At 72.5% G+C, this 17,716-nt stretch carries 14 protein-coding genes; 7 read left to right on the plus strand and 7 right to left on the minus strand.

Annotated features, from left to right (window positions below; translation table 11 throughout):
• The first annotated feature begins 63 nt into the window (after positions 1–63).
• Positions 64–954 carry an SDR family oxidoreductase gene (locus BTM25_RS09305; RefSeq protein WP_103562274.1) on the plus strand — a complete coding sequence of 297 codons (891 nt, stop codon included), beginning with the start codon at positions 64–66 and terminating at the stop codon, positions 952–954.
• Between the two features lie 10 nt (positions 955–964).
• Positions 965–1,681, plus strand: a complete 717-nt coding sequence (locus tag BTM25_RS09310; protein WP_103562275.1) for a hypothetical protein — start codon at positions 965–967, stop codon at positions 1,679–1,681.
• Positions 1,682–1,702: 21 nt separating this feature from the next.
• Here the strand turns inward: BTM25_RS09310 and lysX are convergent, their stop codons facing one another.
• Positions 1,703–4,990, minus strand: coding sequence for a bifunctional lysylphosphatidylglycerol synthetase/lysine--tRNA ligase LysX (lysX, locus tag BTM25_RS09315; protein ID WP_205648011.1), 3,288 nt, complete (start codon positions 4,988–4,990; stop codon positions 1,703–1,705).
• A gap of 180 nt (positions 4,991–5,170) precedes the next feature.
• On the opposite strand from lysX, the gene BTM25_RS09320 reads away from it, so the two are divergent.
• The 3 genes from BTM25_RS09320 to BTM25_RS09330 all read left to right on the plus strand — a co-directional run bounded on the left by BTM25_RS09320 (position 5,171) and on the right by BTM25_RS09330 (position 9,979).
• Positions 5,171–6,811: a serine/threonine-protein kinase gene (locus BTM25_RS09320; RefSeq protein ID WP_235828311.1), complete on the plus strand. Its 1,641-nt coding sequence runs from the start codon at positions 5,171–5,173 to the stop codon at positions 6,809–6,811.
• Positions 6,812–6,838: 27 nt separating this feature from the next.
• The gene (locus BTM25_RS29925) at positions 6,839–8,410 is read left to right on the plus strand and encodes a serine/threonine-protein kinase (protein WP_103562277.1); all 1,572 of its coding nucleotides are present in this window, start codon (positions 6,839–6,841) and stop codon (positions 8,408–8,410) included.
• Between the two features lie 204 nt (positions 8,411–8,614).
• Positions 8,615–9,979, plus strand: coding sequence for a serine/threonine-protein kinase (locus BTM25_RS09330; RefSeq protein ID WP_103562278.1), 1,365 nt, complete (start codon positions 8,615–8,617; stop codon positions 9,977–9,979).
• Positions 9,980–9,985: 6 nt separating this feature from the next.
• On the opposite strand, the gene BTM25_RS09335 is transcribed toward BTM25_RS09330, so the two are convergent.
• From BTM25_RS09335 to BTM25_RS09355, 5 genes are all read right to left on the minus strand, one after another.
• A complete protein-coding gene (locus BTM25_RS09335) occupies positions 9,986–11,101 on the minus strand; it encodes a DUF6114 domain-containing protein (RefSeq protein WP_103562279.1) in 1,116 nt (371 codons plus the stop codon).
• A 2-nt stretch (positions 11,102–11,103) separates the two neighbouring features.
• Positions 11,104–11,697, minus strand: a complete 594-nt coding sequence (locus tag BTM25_RS09340) for a DUF6230 family protein (RefSeq protein ID WP_103562280.1) — start codon at positions 11,695–11,697, stop codon at positions 11,104–11,106.
• Positions 11,698–11,860: 163 nt separating this feature from the next.
• Complete coding sequence (locus tag BTM25_RS09345) at positions 11,861–12,457, minus strand: response regulator (RefSeq protein WP_407923373.1); 597 nt, start codon at positions 12,455–12,457, stop codon at positions 11,861–11,863.
• Between the two features lie 88 nt (positions 12,458–12,545).
• Positions 12,546–13,211: a response regulator transcription factor gene (locus BTM25_RS09350; protein ID WP_103562282.1), complete on the minus strand. Its 666-nt coding sequence runs from the start codon at positions 13,209–13,211 to the stop codon at positions 12,546–12,548.
• 26 nt (positions 13,212–13,237) lie between these two features.
• Positions 13,238–13,822, minus strand: coding sequence for a DUF4291 domain-containing protein (locus BTM25_RS09355; protein WP_103562283.1), 585 nt, complete (start codon positions 13,820–13,822; stop codon positions 13,238–13,240).
• A gap of 262 nt (positions 13,823–14,084) precedes the next feature.
• Here BTM25_RS09355 and BTM25_RS09360 point away from each other — a divergent pair, with 262 nt between their 5' ends.
• Both BTM25_RS09360 and BTM25_RS09365 read left to right on the plus strand, forming a co-directional pair.
• The gene (locus tag BTM25_RS09360; protein WP_235828312.1) at positions 14,085–14,669 is read left to right on the plus strand and encodes a protein-L-isoaspartate O-methyltransferase family protein; all 585 of its coding nucleotides are present in this window, start codon (positions 14,085–14,087) and stop codon (positions 14,667–14,669) included.
• 373 nt (positions 14,670–15,042) lie between these two features.
• Positions 15,043–16,119, plus strand: a complete 1,077-nt coding sequence (locus BTM25_RS09365) for a ParB/Srx family N-terminal domain-containing protein (RefSeq protein WP_205648012.1) — start codon at positions 15,043–15,045, stop codon at positions 16,117–16,119.
• Between the two features lie 175 nt (positions 16,120–16,294).
• Here the strand turns inward: BTM25_RS09365 and BTM25_RS09370 are convergent, their stop codons facing one another.
• Positions 16,295–17,671, minus strand: coding sequence for an arylsulfotransferase family protein (locus tag BTM25_RS09370; protein WP_205648013.1), 1,377 nt, complete (start codon positions 17,669–17,671; stop codon positions 16,295–16,297).
• Between the last annotated feature and the right edge of the window lie 45 nt (positions 17,672–17,716).

Below are 17,716 nucleotides of genomic sequence, written 5' to 3' on the forward strand. Positions count from 1 at the left end.
CGTGGTCTACGCTCCCAGTTGGAACTGGGATCGAGACGTGGACGCAGGGCAGGTGCAGGCAAGATGACCCGAAACGAAGACCTTTCCGGCCAGGTGGCGGTGGTAACGGGGGCGGCGCGCGGTCTCGGTCTGCTGCTGGCGCGGTCGCTCGCCCGGCGGGGCGCCCGCGTCGCGCTGCTCGGCCTTGAGCCCGAGGAACTGGCCGCCGCCGCGCAGAGCTGCGGCCCGGACGCCGCGCACTGGACCGTGGACGTCACCGACGACGCCGCGATGCACGCGACGGCCGCGGACGTCGCCGCCCGGTTCGGCCGGATCGACCTGGTCGTCGCCAACGCGGGCATCGCGACCGGCGGCCCCGTCCAGTACTCCGACGCGGCGACGTTCGCCCGCGTCATCGAGGTCAACCTGCTCGGCAGCGCGGCGACCGCCCGCGCGTTCGTCCCCGCGCTGCGCGAGACGAAGGGCCACTTCTTCCAGGTGGCGTCGCTCGCCGCGCTGTGCGCCGCGCCGATGATGGCCGCCTACTGCGCGAGCAAGGCCGGCGTCGAGGCGTTCGCGCACTGCCTGCGCGCCGAGCTGGCCCCGCACGGCGTGACGGTCGGCATCGGCTACCTGAGCTGGACCGACACCGACATGGTGCGCGGCGCCGATCAGGACGCCGCGCTCCGCGACATGCGCGCGTCCCTGCCGTTCCCCGCCAACCGCACCTACCCGCTGGAGCCGACCGCCGAGCGGCTGGCGCGCGGGATCGTCCGGCGCAGCCCGCACGTGTACGGGCAGGCGTGGCTGCCCGCGCTCCAGGCCGCGCGGGCGGTCGTCCCGACGGTCGTGACGCGGTTCGCGCGCCGCCGCCTGGCCGAGTTCGAGGACCGCTGGCTCGCGGCCGGCGCCAACACCCGGTTGGTCGGCGCGGGCGGCGCCGCGGCCGAGCGGAATGTCGGCGGGGGCGCGTAACGTCCGGGGCGTGGAAGAACCCGACTGGCCGAACCTGGAGCACGCCTACGGCCCGGCGGGGGACGTCCCGGCCCTGCTGGACGCCCTCGTCCCCGACGGCACCGCCGACGTCTGGGACGAGCTGTGGTCCCGCCTGTGCCACCAGGGCACGGTGTACTCGGCGAGCTTCGCCGCGCTGCCCCGCCTGACCGAGGCGGCGGCCCGCTGGGACCCCGCCGACCGGGTCATGGTCCTCGCGCTGGCTGGCGCCATCGTCGTGGGGCTGGAGGACGACGCGCCCGCCGAACGGACGACGCTGCACCGCCTCACGAGCGAGGCGCTGGCCGCCGCGAACGACCCCGACGACACGGTCTACCTGCTCCAGGCGCTGCTGGCGTTCGAGGGCGTCCCGTTCTGGGGCGAGCACCTCGAACGCCTCGCCGGGCAGGAGTTCGAGGCGGTCTGCCCCGGCTGCGAGACGCCGCTGTTCGTCGTCCTCGACTACGACGGCCTCGGCTACTTCGCGAGCGACGGCGACTACGTGGGCGGCCGGACGACGCCGCGCGCCCCGCTGCGCCCCGCCGACGCCGCCGCGCTGGACGGCATCGGCGCCCGCCTCCACACGGCCTTCGCCGACCGGGGCTTCACCGGCCTCGCCGAGTACGTCCGGCACCTGTTCGGGGACACCGTGTGCCCCGCCTGCTCCCACCCGTTCCCGGTGGCCCCGGCCGTCGTCGAGACGTTCTGACCGGCGTCGGGCGCGCGGCGGTCACTGGCCGGGCCGGACGAGCGGGAACGGCACCGTCTCCCGGATCGAGCGCCCGGTCAGCGTGATGAGCAGCCGGTCGATGCCCATGCCCATGCCCCCGGCGGGCGGCATGGCGTACTCCAGGGCGCGCAGGAAGTCCTCGTCCAGTTCCATCGCCTCGGGGTCGCCGCCCGCCGCCGCGAGCGACTGCTCGGTGAGCCGCCGCCGCTGGAGCACCGGGTCGATCAGCTCGGAGTAGGCCGTGCCGAGTTCGAGGCCGAACACGATGAGGTCCCACTTCTCGGCGAGGCGCGGGTCGTCGCGGTGCGGACGGGTCAGCGGCGACGTCTCCGCCGGGAAGTCCCGGACGAACGTCGGCGCCGCCAGCGTGGGCTCCACCAGCGCTTCGTAGAGTTCCTGGACGATCCGTCCCTGCCCCCACGCCGGGTCGACGTTGAGGTCGCGCGCCTCGGCGAGCCGCCGGACGTCGGCGAGCGGCGTGTCCGGCGTCATCTCCTCGCCGAGCGCCGCCGACACCGACCCGTACACGGTGATCTCGCCCCACGGCGCGGCGAGGTCGACCTCGCGGTCCCCGCGCCGCAGGACGGTCGTCCCGAGCGCGGCGCGGGACGCGGCGAGCACCAGGTCGCGGGTGAGCGCCGCCATCGTGTCGTAGTTCCCGTACGGCTCGTAGGCCTCAAGCATCGTGAACTCGGGGTTGTGCTTGTGCGACACGCCCTCGTTGCGGAAGTTGCGGTTCAGCTCGTACACCTTGCCGATCCCGCCGACGAGCAGCCGCTTCAAGTACAGCTCGGGCGCGATCCGCAGGTAGAGCTGCATGTTGTAGGCGTTGATGCGGGTCGTGAACGGACGCGCCGCCGCCCCGCCGTGGACGGGCTGGAGCATCGGCGTCTCGACCTCCAGGTAGGACCGCTCCCGCAGCACGTCCCGGACGGCCCCGATCGCGTCCCCGCGCATCCGCAGCATCGCGCGCGCGTCGCCGTTGACGATGAAGTCGACGTACCGCTGCCGGACGCGGGCCTCGGGGTCGGTGAGGCCGCTGCGCTTGCCGGGCAGCGGGCGCAGGCACTTGGCGGTGAGCGTCCAGGACGCGGCGAGCACCGACAGCTCGCCCCGCCGGGACGTGACGACCTCGCCCGTCACGCCGACCTGGTCGCCGAGGTCGATCAGCTCCTTCCACGCGGCGAGGGCGTCTGCGCCGGTCGCGTCGGCGGTCAGCATGACCTGGAGGTCGGCGGTCTCGTCCCGCAGCGTCACGAAGATCAGCCGGCCGTGCTCGCGGGCCAGCACGACGCGTCCGGCGACCGACACGGCCTCCCCGGTGCGCGTGTCGGGCGGCAGCGCGGGAAACCGCTCGCGGATCCCGGCGGCGTAGTCGGTCCGGTCGAAGCCGAGCGGATACGGCTCCATCCCGGCCGCGCGGATCCGGTCGAGCTTGGCGTACCGGACGCGCTCCTGCTCCGACAGCCGCCGCCGGGGGGCGCGCCGCGCGTCGGCCTCCGCGTCGATCTTCTGGATGCGCGCGACGAGGTCCTCCGACGGCGCGGCGTGCGCGGCACGGTCCAGCCGGGGCCGGCTGAGGCTCGGCAGGAACCCCTCGGCGCGGGCGTAGGCGACGCCGAGCCGGACGAGGTGGCGGCTCTGCCGGTAGCAGATGAACCGGGGCCGCCACAGCGGCAGGTACTTGGCGTTGGCCAGGTACAGCGATTCGAGCTGGTAGAACCGCGACGCGAACGACAGCAGCTTGTAGTACAGCCGTGCGACCGGCCCGGCGCCGATCTGCGATCCGCGCTCGAACGCCGACCGCAGCATCGCGAAGTTCAGCGAGAGCTGCTGCGCGCCGACGGACGCGGCCTTCTCGGCGAGCTTGGCGACCATGTACTCGTTGAGGCCGTTCTCGGCGGCGCGGTCGCGGCGCATGAGGTCCAGCGAGAGCCCGGTGCGGCCCCACGGGACGAAGCTGAGCAGCCCCCGGAGCCGTCCGGACGCGTCGAACGCCTCGACCATGACGCAGCGCCCGTCGGTCGGGTCGCCGAGCCGGCCGAGCGCCATCGAGAACCCGCGCTCGGTCTCCTCGCCGCGCCAGGCGTCCGCGCTGCGGATCAGCTCGGCCATCTCCCAGCGCGGGATCTGCGAGTGCCGCCGGATCCGCACGGTGTACCCGGCCCGCTCGACGCGCCGGACGGCCTGGCGCACCTGGCGCATCTCCCGGCCGTCCAGGCTGAACTCCGACAGGTCGATGATGGCCTCGTCGCCGAGTTCGAGGGCGTCGAAGCCGTGCCGCCGGTAGGCGCGGGCGGCGCGCTCGCCGACGCTGACGGCGCCGGGGATCCAGGCGTGCGCGCGGCACTCGCCGAGCCACGCCTCGATCGCCTGGTCCCAGGACTCGGGGTCGCCTAGGGGGTCGCCGCTGGCCAGCGACACCGATCCCTCGACGCGGTAGGCGATCGCGGCCTTGCCGTTGGGCGCGACGATGACGTCCTTGTCGCGGCGCAGCGCGAAGTAGCCGAGCGAGTCCTGGTCGCCGTACTCGGCCAGCAGCGCGCGGGCGGCGAGTTCCTCCTCGGCGCTGAGGACGGCGTCGCGGCGGCCGGGACGGAACAGCGCCCAGAACGTCACGACGAGCAGCCCGGTGCCGAGCAGCCACAGGATCGCGTCCACCCACAGCGGGACGCTCACGTCGATGGGCTTGCCGGTGACGCGCGGGCCGAGGACGGTCTGCGCGACGGCGTAGAGCGGGTGCGTCCAGAACCCGCCGTTGCGGTCGCGGTCGAACAGGGTGACCAGGAGCGTTCCGACGCCGAGCGTCACGATGAGCAGGCCGGTGAAGACCATGACGGCGAGCCGCCGGTTGCGCCGGTCGGGGAGCGTGGTGAACTGGCCGCGCGAGGCGATGACGAGGCACAGCGCGGCGCCGTACACGACGGCGGTGACGGCGAGTCCGTACGGTTCGGGCTGTTTCGCCCCGAACACGGCACGGACGAGCCCGACCGCGCTCAGCGCCGAGTAGAACCCGAAGACGGCGACGAGCAGCCGCCACGCCGCCTTCTTGCGCCGTCGCACGCCCATCGACAGCAGGATCCACAGCATACCGACCGGAACGCTCGGGAACCATCCGAGATAACCGATCCATCGCAAAGCCCAGATGTCGGTGAGCTCGATGATGAGACCGTAGGAGACCCACGACAGCAGCGAGAGGACACCGGACAGCCGGGTGAACCAGAAGAAGATGGTCGGCGACGCCTCGATCAGGCTCCTGCCTTCGCCGCGCAGACCGTTCGTCGCCATGCGCCCCCCGTCGTGGCTCTGCCGTGTCGTCTTCTTTGTACCGGGTGTCACGTCCATCGTGCTTCATTCAGGGGCGGCGTCCGCGAACCAGCGCGCGGTTCCGGGCGTCCCATCGGGTAGGGGGTAACGGCGTGCGGGGCGGGTCCAAGAGTGTCATCAAAAGTCGATATGGTCGCGGATATGCCGAATGAGACCACCGGCGAGCACCTGCTCGCCCGTCGCTACCGACTGGTGAACCATGTCGGGCGCGGCGGCATGGGGGCGGTCTGGAAGGCGCACGACGAAGTCCTCGGCCGGGACGTCGCCGTCAAGGAGGTCATCCTCCCGCACGGGCTCACCGACGAGGAACGCGCCGTGCAGTACAAGCGGACGTTCCGCGAGGCCCGCGCCGCCGCGCGCCTCGGCCATCCCGGCGTCGTCACCGTCTACGACGTCGTCGAGGAGGACGGCCGGCCCTGGATCGTGATGGAGCTGATCCACGCCCGCTCCCTCGACCAGGTCATCAAGCAGGACGGCCCGCTGGACGTCCGGCGCGCCGCCGACATCGGCCGGCAGATGCTCGCCGCGCTGCACGCCGCGCACGACGCGGGCGTCCTGCACCGCGACGTCAAGCCGAGCAACGTGCTCGTCACCGGATCGACCGGACGGGGCGAGCGCGCCGTCCTCACCGACTTCGGCATCGCGACGGCGGCGGGCGACGCCACCCTCACCCAGACCGGCCTGGTCATGGGCTCGCCCGCCTACATCGCGCCCGAGCGCGCCCGGGGCCGCACCGCCGGTCCCGCGTCCGACCTGTGGTCGCTCGGGGTCACGCTGTACGCGATGCTGCACGGCCGGTCGCCGTTCGAGCGCAACGAGCCGATGGCGGCGCTGGTCGCGGTCATCACCGAGGAGCCCGAGCCGCCGTCGCGCGCCGGGCGCCTCACCCCGGTCATCGAGGGGCTGCTGCGCAAGAACCCCGACCAGCGGATGAACGCGATCGAGGCGGGCGCGCTGCTGGACGAGATCGTCCGGCGCGAGACCGTGGACGACCAGCGCACGCTGGCCGTCGAGGTGCCCGCCGAGCGCCGTCCCGAACCGCCCGCCGACCGGACGCGCGTCGGCCTGCCGGTGCCCGACCCGGGGCCGGCCGGCACGTCCCCGGCGGGGCGGCCCGGCCTGGCCGCGCCCGGCCGCAACGCGCTGCTCATCGCGGTGATCGCGCTCGTCGTGCTGGTCGCGGTCGCGAGCATCGTGTACGCGAACACCCGGCACGACCGCAAGCCGTCGGGGAAACCGTCCGGGACGCCGACGCAGCACAAGGCGGCGGCCCCGCCGTCGTCGCCGCTCACGACGCGCCCGGTCTCGACCGTCTCGCCCGGCCTGCCGAAGGGCTTCCACCGCTACAGCGACCGGACGGGCTACACCGTCGCGATCCCCGACGGCTGGACGGGCCCCAAGCACCGCCAGTACGGCGACTACTTCTACGGGCCCGACGGCCACAGTTATATCCAGATCGCGCAGACCTCCAGCCCCGGCCGCAGCGCCCTGGAGGACTGGCGGCGGCAGGAGAACGGCGGCCGGGGCTTCCGGGACTACGACCGGATCCGCATCGAGCCGACCGGGGACCACCCGCCCGTCCCCGACACCGGCGACGGCGCGAAGTCGGCGGACTGGGAGTTCACGCACGCGCTCGGCTGGGGCCGCGCGCACGTGCTGAACCGGGGGTTCGTCGCGAACGGGCGCGGCTACGCGATCCTCGTCACGCTCCCCGACGCCGGCTGGTCCGGACGGATCGCCGCGCTCGAACCGGTCTTCGCGTTCTTCACCCCCGCCCGCTGAGCCGTCGCACGAGAGAACAGGATCGTCATGTCGGAGGGAGCGCAGGACACCGTCCTCGCCGGACGGTACCGGCTCGTCTCGGTCGTCGGCCACGGCGGCATGGGCACGGTCTGGCGCGCGCACGACGAGACCCTGGACCGCGAGGTCGCCGTGAAGGAGGTGCTGCTGCACCCGTCCCTGGACGACGAGGAGCGCCGCGAGCGGCACCGGCGGACGCTGCGCGAGGCGCGGGCGTCCGCGCGGCTCAACCATCCGGGCGTGGTGACCGTCCACGACGTGGTGGACGCCGACGACCGCCCGTGGATCGTCATGGAGCTGGTCGACGCGCGCTCGCTCCAGGAGGTCGTCGACGAGGACGGCACGCTCGCGCCCGACCGCGCCGCCGGGATCGGCCGCCAGCTCGTCGCGGCCCTGCGCGCCGCGCACGCGATCGGGATCCTGCACCGGGACGTGAAGCCCGCGAACGTCCTGCTCACCCGGGACGGCCGCGCGGTCCTCACCGACTTCGGCATCGCGCAGCTCGCCGGGGACGCGACCCTCACCCGCACCGGGCTGATCATGGGGTCGCCCGCGTACATGTCGCCGGAGCGGGTGCGCGGCGAGAAGGCGCTGCCCGCGTCGGACCTGTGGGCGCTCGGCGCGACGCTGTACGCCGCCGTCGAGGGCAGGCCGCCGCATCACCGGACGGACGCGATGGCCGTCCTCGCCGCCGTCATGACCCAGCCGCCGGACCCGCCGCGCAACGCGGGCGCGCTGGCGCCGGTGCTGTTCGGGCTGCTGGACGCCGACCCCGTCCGGCGGCTGACGGCCGACGACGCCGACGCCGCGCTCGCCGCAGTCGCGGCCGGTCAGGTCACCGCGCCGCTCCCGTACGCGCCGCCGCCTTCGCCCGGGGGGACCGCGCTGGACGCCGGCCCGGTGCCCGCGCCCGGTCCCGTGCCGATGCCGTCGCGGACCTGGGACGTCCCGCTGCCGCCGCCCCCGCCGCGCCGCCGGTCGCCGTTCGTCCCGGTGCTCGCGGGCATCGCGCTCACGGCCGTCGCGGCGGGCGTCCTCGCGTACGCGCTGTGGCCGAAGAAGGACACGCCGACGCCGCGCGCCGACGACCCGTCCATCACCGTCACGACCGGCGCACCGACGACGCCGGCCGCGCGGACCACCGCGCCCGCCGGGGAACCGCAGGTCCCGGCGGGGATGCGGCTCGCGTCCAACAACGGCTACGAGCTTCCGGTCCCCGCCGGCTGGACGGTCAAGGACGACCCGCCGTACCGCCGCTCCTGGACCGATCCGGCCACCAAGGCCTACGTCCTCGTGGACGAGACGCCCTGGACCGGCGACCCCTACACGCACTGGCAGGACTTCGAGGCCGAGGCCCGCGCCAACGGCCGTCTCCCCGGCTACCGGCACGTCTCGCTGACCTGGGCGGACGGCGGTCAGGCCGCCGACCTGGAGTACACGTGGATGAACGGCGCGATGCGGGCCGTCACCCGGGGCGTCGAGGCGAACGGGCGGCACTACGCGGTGATGGTCGCCTATCCGGTGCGGTCGTCGTCGCGGCGCCCGCTCCTGCTGCGGTCCCTCCACGGCTTCCGTCCGTGACGGGGTGTATGTTTCGCTCCGGCCAGTGGAGACCGACCCCGCGAACCGTGAACAATAACGTGGACGCACGGCCCCGCAGGGCGTGCAATGAAACCGTGGGGCGCGCGGACGCGTCCGACTGAGCGACAGACGGCAGGACGGCGAGGCGTTCCCGCGCGCCCTCGGCCGGAGAACACGGCGGGCGACGGGGAGACCGGGCGGAACATGACACAGGATCGTCTCCTCGGCGGCCGCTACCGCCTCGACGCGGTGGTGGGCCGGGGCGGGATGGGCACGGTGTGGCGCGCCTACGACCTCACCCTCGACCGCGAGGTCGCGGTCAAGGAGGTCGTGCTGCCGCCCGGTCTGAGCGCGGCCGAACGCGGCGTCCTCTACGAGCGGACGTTCCGGGAGGCGCGGGCGTCCGCACGGTTGAACCACCCGGGCGTGGTGACCGTCCACGACGTCGTCGAGGCGCGGGACCGGCCGTGGATCGTCATGGAGCTGGTCCGCGCCCGCTCTTTGCAGGACCTGCTGGAGCTGGGGCCGCTGGAGCACCGCCGCGTCGCCGAGATCGGCCTCCAGATGCTCGCCGCGCTGCGCGCCGCGCACGAGAAGGGCATCCTGCACCGGGACGTGAAGCCGAGCAACGTCCTCATCACCGACTCCGGCCGCGTCGTCCTCACCGACTTCGGCATCGCGCAGGTCGAGGGCGACGCGACGCTCACCCAGACCGGCCTGGTCATGGGCTCGCCCGCCTACATCCCGCCCGAGCGCGCGGCGGGGGAGCGCGCGGTGCCCGCGTCCGACCTGTGGGCGCTCGGCGCGACGCTCTACGCCGCGCTGGAGGGCCACTCGCCCTACGAACGCTCCGACGCGATGTCGTCCTTGCAGGCCGCGCTGACCGAGCCGGTGCCGCGCGGGCGCAACGCCGGGCCGCTGGCGCCCGTCCTGGACGGCCTGCTGGCCCGCGAGCCCCGCCACCGGATGAGCCCGGACGAGGCGCGCCCGCTGCTGACCCGCGTCGCCTCCATGCCCCCGCCGCCTTCGACGGTCGTGGAGGACACCGTCCTGGACGACCTGTCGGGCTTCTCGGCCAAGACCGTCACCGACGACAGGTCCGCCTCGACCGTGCTGGACTCGGCCGAACTGGAACCGGTGACCCGCCGCGAACCCGGACGCGCCCTGTCCCGCGACCCGGGCCCGTCCCGTCCCACGTCCCACGACCAGCCCCCGGACCGGCGCGCCCCGCGCCCCGACCCGCGCTCGTGGACCCCCGAGCCGACCCCGCCCCCGACGCCCCCGCCCGTCCCGCACGAGCAGGAGGCGCGGACGCTCCTGGAACCGAACGCGTGGGAGCCCCGCCCGTCCAACCAGGGCGGCTGGGACGGCTCGTCGTCCTATCCCCACTGGCCCGACCGGACGCCGTCCTACGACCGCGAACGCCGCCGCACCATGATCGTCGTGACGATCGCCGTCATCGTCGCGGTCGCCGCCGTCCTCGCGGGCGCCTTCATCGTCCGCCAGCGCGTGAACCACGACGAGGGCATGGCCCGTCCGAACACCGTGATCACCACGCCGTTGGCCTGAGACCGGTCAGACGCGCTGGGCGAGGCCGGTGATGGCGGTGTCGTCGGCCTGGACGGCGGGCTGCTCGGAGACCACGTCCGTCATCTGCATGACGGGCAGGACGAGCGGCGGCGGGCTCGCCGGGGTGAACGTCAGCGGGATGCCGAGGACCTTCGCCGACATCTTGGTCGTGTACATAACGACGTCGCCGGTGAACGTCAGGCCGGGCGTGCTCAGGACGGACGTCGTGCCGCCGTGCGCCGTCCGCTGGTCCACGTCCTTCAGGTCGGCCTTGCTCATGCTGAACTTCAGCGCCTTCACCGTGCCGGACGCCGTGTTCAGGGACGCGACGCCGTCGTAGCTGAGGCCCGTCATCGTGAGCGACCCGGCCTTGAGCGTCGTCGCGTCCGCGGCGAAGGACGGCCCGGCGGCGGTCGCCGTCTTGGCGGTCGGCGCGCAGGACGCGGGAGCCTTCTTCAGCGCGTCCAGGTAGGCGCGCGTCTCCGCCTCCGCCGTCCCGGACGGCTTGGCCGGGCACGTGGCCGACGGCGTCGGGGTGGTGCTCGGCGTCGGGGTGGCGCTCGGCGTCGGCGTGGCGCTCGGCGCGGGTGAGGCGCTCGGCGTCGCGGACGGCGTGGGCGTGGCGCTCGGCGACGGCGCGGCGAAGTGCAGCCCCGCGGCGACGGGCAGCAGGGCGGGGGCGGCGAACGCCGCCAGGCGTCCGTGGCGCGGACCGCCGGTCGCGCGCACGACCTCCGCCTCCTCCGGCTCTTCCGCGGCGGGGGCGGTCGGGGTCCAGGCGAAGCCGAGGGCGCCGCCGACCAGGCCGAGCAGCATCCCGACCAGGAAGCCGCCGAAGTTGGACGTCAGGAACGACACCAGCGACAGCAGCACCGCGAGAATGCCGTAGAACGCCCGCTGCTGCGGCTGCGTCCACAGCAGCACCCCGGCGACGGCGAGCAGCGCGCCGATCAGCCAGCTCGCGACGCCGGCCATGCCCTGGTGGACGACGAGCGGCATCGGCGCGAGCGGGATGGCGATCAGCTCGGCGCCGGCGAGGACGGCGAGCAGCCCGCCCCAGAACGGCCGGGTCCGCCGCCAGCGCCGGAAGCCGCGCGGCGCGGGACGCGTCTGAAGGGCCACGGTCAGAAACACTCCCCACCGAGCTTCATGCTGAGGTTGTTGAGCTTGAACGTCCCGGCCGTCGTCGCCCAGGCGACCTGCTTGACGTCGGTGAGCGTGACGTGCGACGCCTGCTGGCCGAACATGCCGGTGGCGCCGCGCGCGCCGGACGGCCCGGCGTCCAGGGTGCTGGCGTCGCGGCCGATCTGGATGTCGCGGAAGGAGGCGTTGGCGTCGAGCTGCGCGACGTCGAGGACGAGGTCGGTGGCCTCGACCGGGTCCTTGCCGGTCCCGGCGGTGAGCCGCAGCGTGAACGGCCCGACCTTCATCGACTGGCACATGTCCCGGATCGTGGCGTGCTTGATGCCGGAGATCTGGACGGGGTGCTTCTGCCCGTCCTTGCTCTCGTCGGCCCCGCCGTACTGGACGAACCCGTCGCCCTCCAGGGACGAGGCGCGGACCTTGAAGCTGCTCCCGGACACGGCGAAGGACGAGGCGACCGCGCCCTGGCCGGTGAGGAACATGAGCGCGCCCGCGCCGACGGCGGCGGGGACGGCGAGGGCGGCGAACCGCTTCCAGCGGGTCCGGCCGAGGGACGCGGCGGGGGTTTCGGACATAGGGGACGCTCCGGTACGAGAGTGCGCGAAAAGTGATGAACCTCTCGCAAGTTACCCTCAAGTACTTACTTGCACCAAACCCCAGAAGGTAAAGAAACCAGCACCAACCTGCACAAACTAGTCAGGGAACGTCCAGCAAACCCGAAGCCGGGTGACAAAAACGTCAGGACTGCAGGGCCCGGACGGTCGTCCGCAGCTCGTCCAGCCGGGTCTCGACGTCCGACAGCGGCAGCGCCGCGTCCTTGGCCCGAAGCCGCGCCACGGCGGCCTCCACCTGCCCGACCTGCCGCGACAGCAGCGCGGGAACGTTCTCGCCCCCGTCGTCCTGCAGAGCGCGCCGCAGCAGCTCCGCCCGTCGCCGGACCTCCAGCTCGCGCCGGTGCAGGTCCACGAAGACCGACACCTTGGCGCGCAGCAGCCACGGGTCGAACGGCTTGGTCAGGTAGTCCACGGCGCCCGCCGCGTAGCCCCGGTACGCGTCGTCGCCCGCGTCGCCCGTCGCGGTGAGGAAGATGATCGGGACGTCCCGGGTCCGCGCGCGTCCCTTGATGTGCTGCGCGGTCTCGAACCCGTCCATCCCTGGCATGATCACGTCCAGCAGGATGAGCGCGAACTCGTCGTTCAGCAGCTCTTTCAGCGCGTCCTGCCCGGACGTCACGGCCACGACGTCGACCGGCAGGGCGTCGAGCACCGCGGTCAGCGCGATGAGGTTCTCGTCGCGGTCGTCCACGGCCAGGACCTTCGCGGAATTCGCCTGCACCGTCATCCTCCGCGGGTCGGGGGCGTCTCGCAGGCCACCCACCTTGTCACGTCGGTGCGGGTGGCGACAGCCCATCGGCGGGGCCGGGTCAGGGCAGCCAGCCGGGCTTGACGAGCCCGGACTCGTAGGCGAACACGACGAGCTGCGCGCGGTCCCGCGCCCCGAGTTTGATCATAGTGCGGCTGACGTGCGTCTTGGCGGTCGCAGGGCTGACGACGAGCCGCGCCGCGATCTCGTCGTTGCTCAGCCCCTCGCCGACCAGCGTCATCACCTCGCGTTCCCGGTCGGTCAGCGCGTTCAGCCGGGGCGCGACGACGGGCTCCTTGGCCCGCGCGGCGAACTCGGCGATGAGCCGCCGCGTGACGCCGGGGGACAGCAGCGCGTCGCCGCGCGCCGCCGCCCGCACGGCCGCGACCAGCTCGACGGGCTCGGTGTCCTTCACGAGAAAGCCGGACGCGCCGCCGCGCAGCGCCTCGAACACGTACTCGTCCAGCTCGAACGTGGTGAGGATGACGATCCGCACGTCGGCGAGCGCGGCGTCGGCGGTGATGCGCCGCGTGGCCTCCAGCCCGTCCAGCCCCGGCATCCGGATGTCCATGAGCAGCACGTCGGGACGCACGCGCCGCGCCAGGTCGACGGCCTCGTCCCCGGTCCCGGCCTCGCCGACGACCTCGACGCCGTCCTGCGCGTCCAGCAGCGCGCGGAACCCGGCGCGGACGAGCACCTGATCGTCCGCGAGCACGACCCTGATCATCGCGACCTCCTCGATCCGCCGCCCAGTCAAGCACCCAGCCGCAGGTGCGGCGCAACGAAGGGATAGGGCCGCTCCTTCGGCAGGAGCGCCTTGGCGCGGCTCGTGCGGCCGTCCAGCAGCAGCCCGTGGATCTTGCGGACGAGCGGCGTCAGGTCCGTGATCTCCCGGACCCACGTGTCGGCGTACTCGCCGATCACGTGCCGGCTGATCCCGACCTGGATGCTGCGCGCGTCCAGCGGGGCGCCGTGGATCGTCCGCTCGGGATCCCACTGGACGTGGACGGTCGCTCTCTTGAACGCGGCGCGCCATTCCGCCGCGTCCCGGAACACCGACCGGTCCGGGCCGGTGAGCACCGCGCGGTCCAGGGCGCTCTCCCACCCCGCGCGGCTGATCCGGACGCCGAGGACCATTTCCTGACCGGGCTTGCGCGCCCATCCGCTGCGCGCCATCAGCCACAGGAAGGACGGTTTGATCCACGTCATCCGGGTGCGGGAGAACGGCGGCACGAACCGTCCGGCCGCGACCGCCGCCCCGCCGATCGCCTTCCCGTACGCCTGGTAGACGACGATCGAGTCCCGGTCGTGGTCGGCGCGAATCTGGAACAGTTCCACCGCCCGACCGTGCCCGTCCCGGCCCGGAAAAGCAACGGGTTTCCGCCGCCGCACGGCGGCGATCCGGGGCGTTCGCCCCCGGTGCCCTCGACCGAGTGCGCCCCTGCTCCGCCCGAGAGAGAGGGCTCGGGCGTTCTCAAGAAAGGGCACGAAGCGACAGATGGTCCAGATGGGAATTAGGGGGTAGTTCGCTTTTCCGCTCGTCCGTACGGCACGCCCGTCCTACGCTGGCCGCGGCCAACGGCACGGAAAGGACGGTCACGTGGGAAAGCACAGCAAACCAGCAACCAGCGCGGACAACGGCGACGTCATCCCCGACCGGGTCTGGCGCCGAATGCTGGACGCCCTGGACCTGGAGCCGGGCATGTCCGTCCTGGAGATAGGCACAGGAACCGGCCACACCGCCGCCCTGCTGGCCGAGGCCGGAGCATTGGTGACAACGGTCGAGACCGTCCCCGAACTCGCCGCAGCGGCCTCCGCCGCCCTGCCCCGGGCCGACGTCGCCGACCGGATCACCGTCATCACCGGCCCCCTGGAAAAAGGCGCCCCCGACCATGCCCCCTTCGACCGCGTCATATCCACGACAGGCGCTCACACGATCCCCCCGGCCTGGATCGAACAGACCAAAGAAGGCGGCCGGATAGTTGTCCCTTACACAGGCCCCGAATATCCGGGCGCCCTTCTGGCCCTGACGGTGGCTGAAGGAACCGCGACCGGCGGCGCCACCACCGCTGCCCACCCCCAACGCGGCAAACACCTCAAAACCCGTCACCCGGCCCCCGCCGGGCCCCTGAACCGCCTCCACATGACCGCCACCCCCACCTCCCAGACCATCACCTTCACCTGACCACCCGAAGCGCCCTCTGCTCAGCGCAGAGAGCGCTCCCAGGCCCCACGCCCAACCGGGTCGCGTCGGCCGATCGGGCGCGGGAGGCGGTGAACGCGGTGAGGTCTGCCGTCGTGTCCAGCCATGTCGCGTGCGTCGCTCCGGCGCGTTGGTCGTGAGCGCGGAGTGTCACGGGTGGGGGAGTGTTCGGGCGTCGTATTCGGGGTGTTCATCCGGTGGACGTGGTCGCGGAACCGGCGCTCACGAAGGTCTCCGGAGGCGGAGCGGGCGGTCGCGGACGTCGGCTGAGCTGCGCCGACGTCGCGGGCGCCGGTGCCGCCGCGGCTCGGGGGCGCGCCGACGGTCTGCGCCCCGCCTTCAAGGAGTAGGTCTCATGCGTTTCACATCCATGTCCGTCCGGGCCTCGGTGGCGGGGGCGGCGCTGGCCGCCGTCGCCGGAGGCGGCCTGGCCGCCGCCGGGCCGGCCAGCGGTGCCCCGGGCGTGCCCGGGGCCAGGCCGTCGTTCTGCGGGCACGACGACCGGAACACCCCGTATGCGCCGTACCTGTGCGCGGGGGCCGGTGACCTGCTCGACGTCCGTATCGGGGACGTCCACCCCACCCAGCCGTCGCTGGGGTACGACGAGGTGTACTACAAGCTCGGTCGTTACACGCTCGGCAAGGACGCCATCAACAAGAAGTTCGACGACTGGTGCGAGGCCGACGGGCGCGTCGCCGCCGCCTCGGCGTCCCCCGGCGCCCGCCTGGACGACCCGTCGTCGTTCACCTGCGAACTCCCGGTCGGCGGCGAGACTCCTGCGAGCGTCGCGGCGATGAAGACCGTCGTCATCGGGCCCGGCGGCCGTCCATACCTGACCGACGGGCACCACACGCTCACGTCGTTCGCCGAGACGCCCGACGGCGGCCTCAATCTGCACGTCCGGCTGCGCGTGCTGGCCAACTTCAGCACGCTGACCCGGAAGGACTTCTGGACGGCGATGACCGACCGGAAGTGGGTCTACCTCCAGAACCCCGACGGCACGACGACCACCGTGAACAAGCTGCCCGACAGCGTCGGCCTGGCCAACTTCACCGACGACCCGTACCGCAGCCTGCTCTACTTCGGCCGCGACATCGGCTACACCCAGAACGACGTGCCCTTCCAGGAGTTCTACTGGGGGAGCTGGGTCCGCGACGCCGAGCCGATCGACCTGACGTCCTGGAACCGCACCGACGCCGCCGGTTACCTGGCCACGGTCAAGTCGCTCACGCAGACGATGACGGCCCTTCCGAAGAACACCATCATCGGCGGCGGGTTCACGGCGGCGCAGCTCGGCGTCCTCGACCAGTGGAACGCCGGCCAGGCCGCCGCCAAGGGCGAGTTCGCCAAGCTGAGCCGTCCTTACACCGACGCCAAGCCCGGCAAGCTCGCCTACGCCCTCGAATACAAGATCCGGCACAACCTCGACTGACCCACGGCGATGTCGCTGCCGCCCGCACTCGGCCGGGCGGCAGCGACATCGCCGGACCGAGCCTGCACCGCCCGCAAAACTGCTCCGGCGCCGAGTTCGCCTTCTCGCGGAGGACGAACCCGGCAAGAACAACGGAGCGGCACAGCTTCGGCCGTCGATGCTTTTCGCGGTGCGGTCAGTGAACCGGCGCGGTCTGCGCCAGCACGCGGCCATGGGCGTCCATAGCTTGAAGCTGGTAGTAGCCGGATGCCTCCTGCCCCAGCGGGACGGCAGTGTCGTAGCCGCTCCAGGCGACAGTGGTGAGCGGCGTCAGGTCGGTGGTGGTGGGGCCGTGAAGAACCCGCCATCGGGTGACGTTCGTGGCGCCATTCCAGATCGCCCGCGCGTCTGTCTTTCCCTGCGCGGGCAGGACCAGCCGAGGCGGGGTGGCAGGTGATCCCCGCCAGGGGTCGAAGTACGCCCGATAGGTGCGCATGGCCGGGACGGCGTCGTAGAGCATCTGCCCGTCGGGAGCGAATTCCGAGATATGCCCGGCGTTGCCCCAGCTACCGAAGGCGTTGCCGTTGGGCAGGGCTTGCATGTTGCCGGTGGCGGCGGCCCACAGATCGTCGGGATGGGTTTGATTGCGGATCAGAGTGGCCTGACGGGTGGCCACGTCGAGGTGGATCCATTCAAGGCTGCTGAGCCGACGTTGGCCGGGAGGTCTCTGGACCTGCGGGCCGTCGTTGTTGTTGAACATCGACAGAGTGGTGGCGTCGGGCATTTCAGCGTCGTGCTGGTAGGAGAACTGCACGCCCCGGCCGAGGGCGAAGGTGGAGTGCTTGCCGCCCAGCCGCCAATTGATCGCGCCGGTGGTCCGGTTGATGTTGTAGATGGTGGAGGTGTGGCGCAGGGAAATGACCAGGTTTCCCGAAGGATCCAGCGCGATGGAGTTCATGTGATACGGGTCGAGGACCTGCCCGGACTTGTAGGCGGCGTAGGTGTCGGCGACCGGGACGTGCTGCAACGCGTCCCACTGGAACCGCGTCCGTTTGGTGGCGACGTCGATGACCGAGGCGATGCAGTCATAGACCTTGCCGTCCTTGGGGCCGCCGATGGACGTCAGGTCGGCGGTCTTCTCGACGTAGGAGGTGACCAGCGCGTCCCCGCCGGTGGTGAGCCGGAACTCGTGCGCGTCGGCGGGCATGCCGGCCGGGGTGAAGCCGGCGATGACGTTGTAGTGGTCGTCGGCGATGAAGTCGGTACCGACACCGTGGCCGCCCTGCGACTGTCCCTGCCACCAGGTCAGCACCGGCTTTCCCCGGTAGGTCTGGGTGCGGAAGTTGTTGATCCGCTCGCCCTCGGGCGCGGCGCGCTGGTACACCACCTGACCCGACTTGGTCGCGATTCTGGCGACCGACCCGGCGCCCTTCTTTCCTTTTTTCGGCATCGAGTTGGTGCCGCTGCCGCCTGTCGGCTGCTGGTCATTGTCATTGACCCCGCCGAGACCGGCGGTGTAGAACACGTACCCGCTCAGTCCGTCGGGCTTGTTGACGTTCACCTTGTATTCCAACGACGCTTTGGGACGCGTAGTCTCCGCGTTAGCCACGGTCATGCA

The sequence above is a fragment of the Actinomadura rubteroloni genome, assembly GCF_002911665.1.
Classification (GTDB): Bacteria; Actinomycetota; Actinomycetes; order Streptosporangiales; family Streptosporangiaceae; genus Spirillospora; species Spirillospora rubteroloni.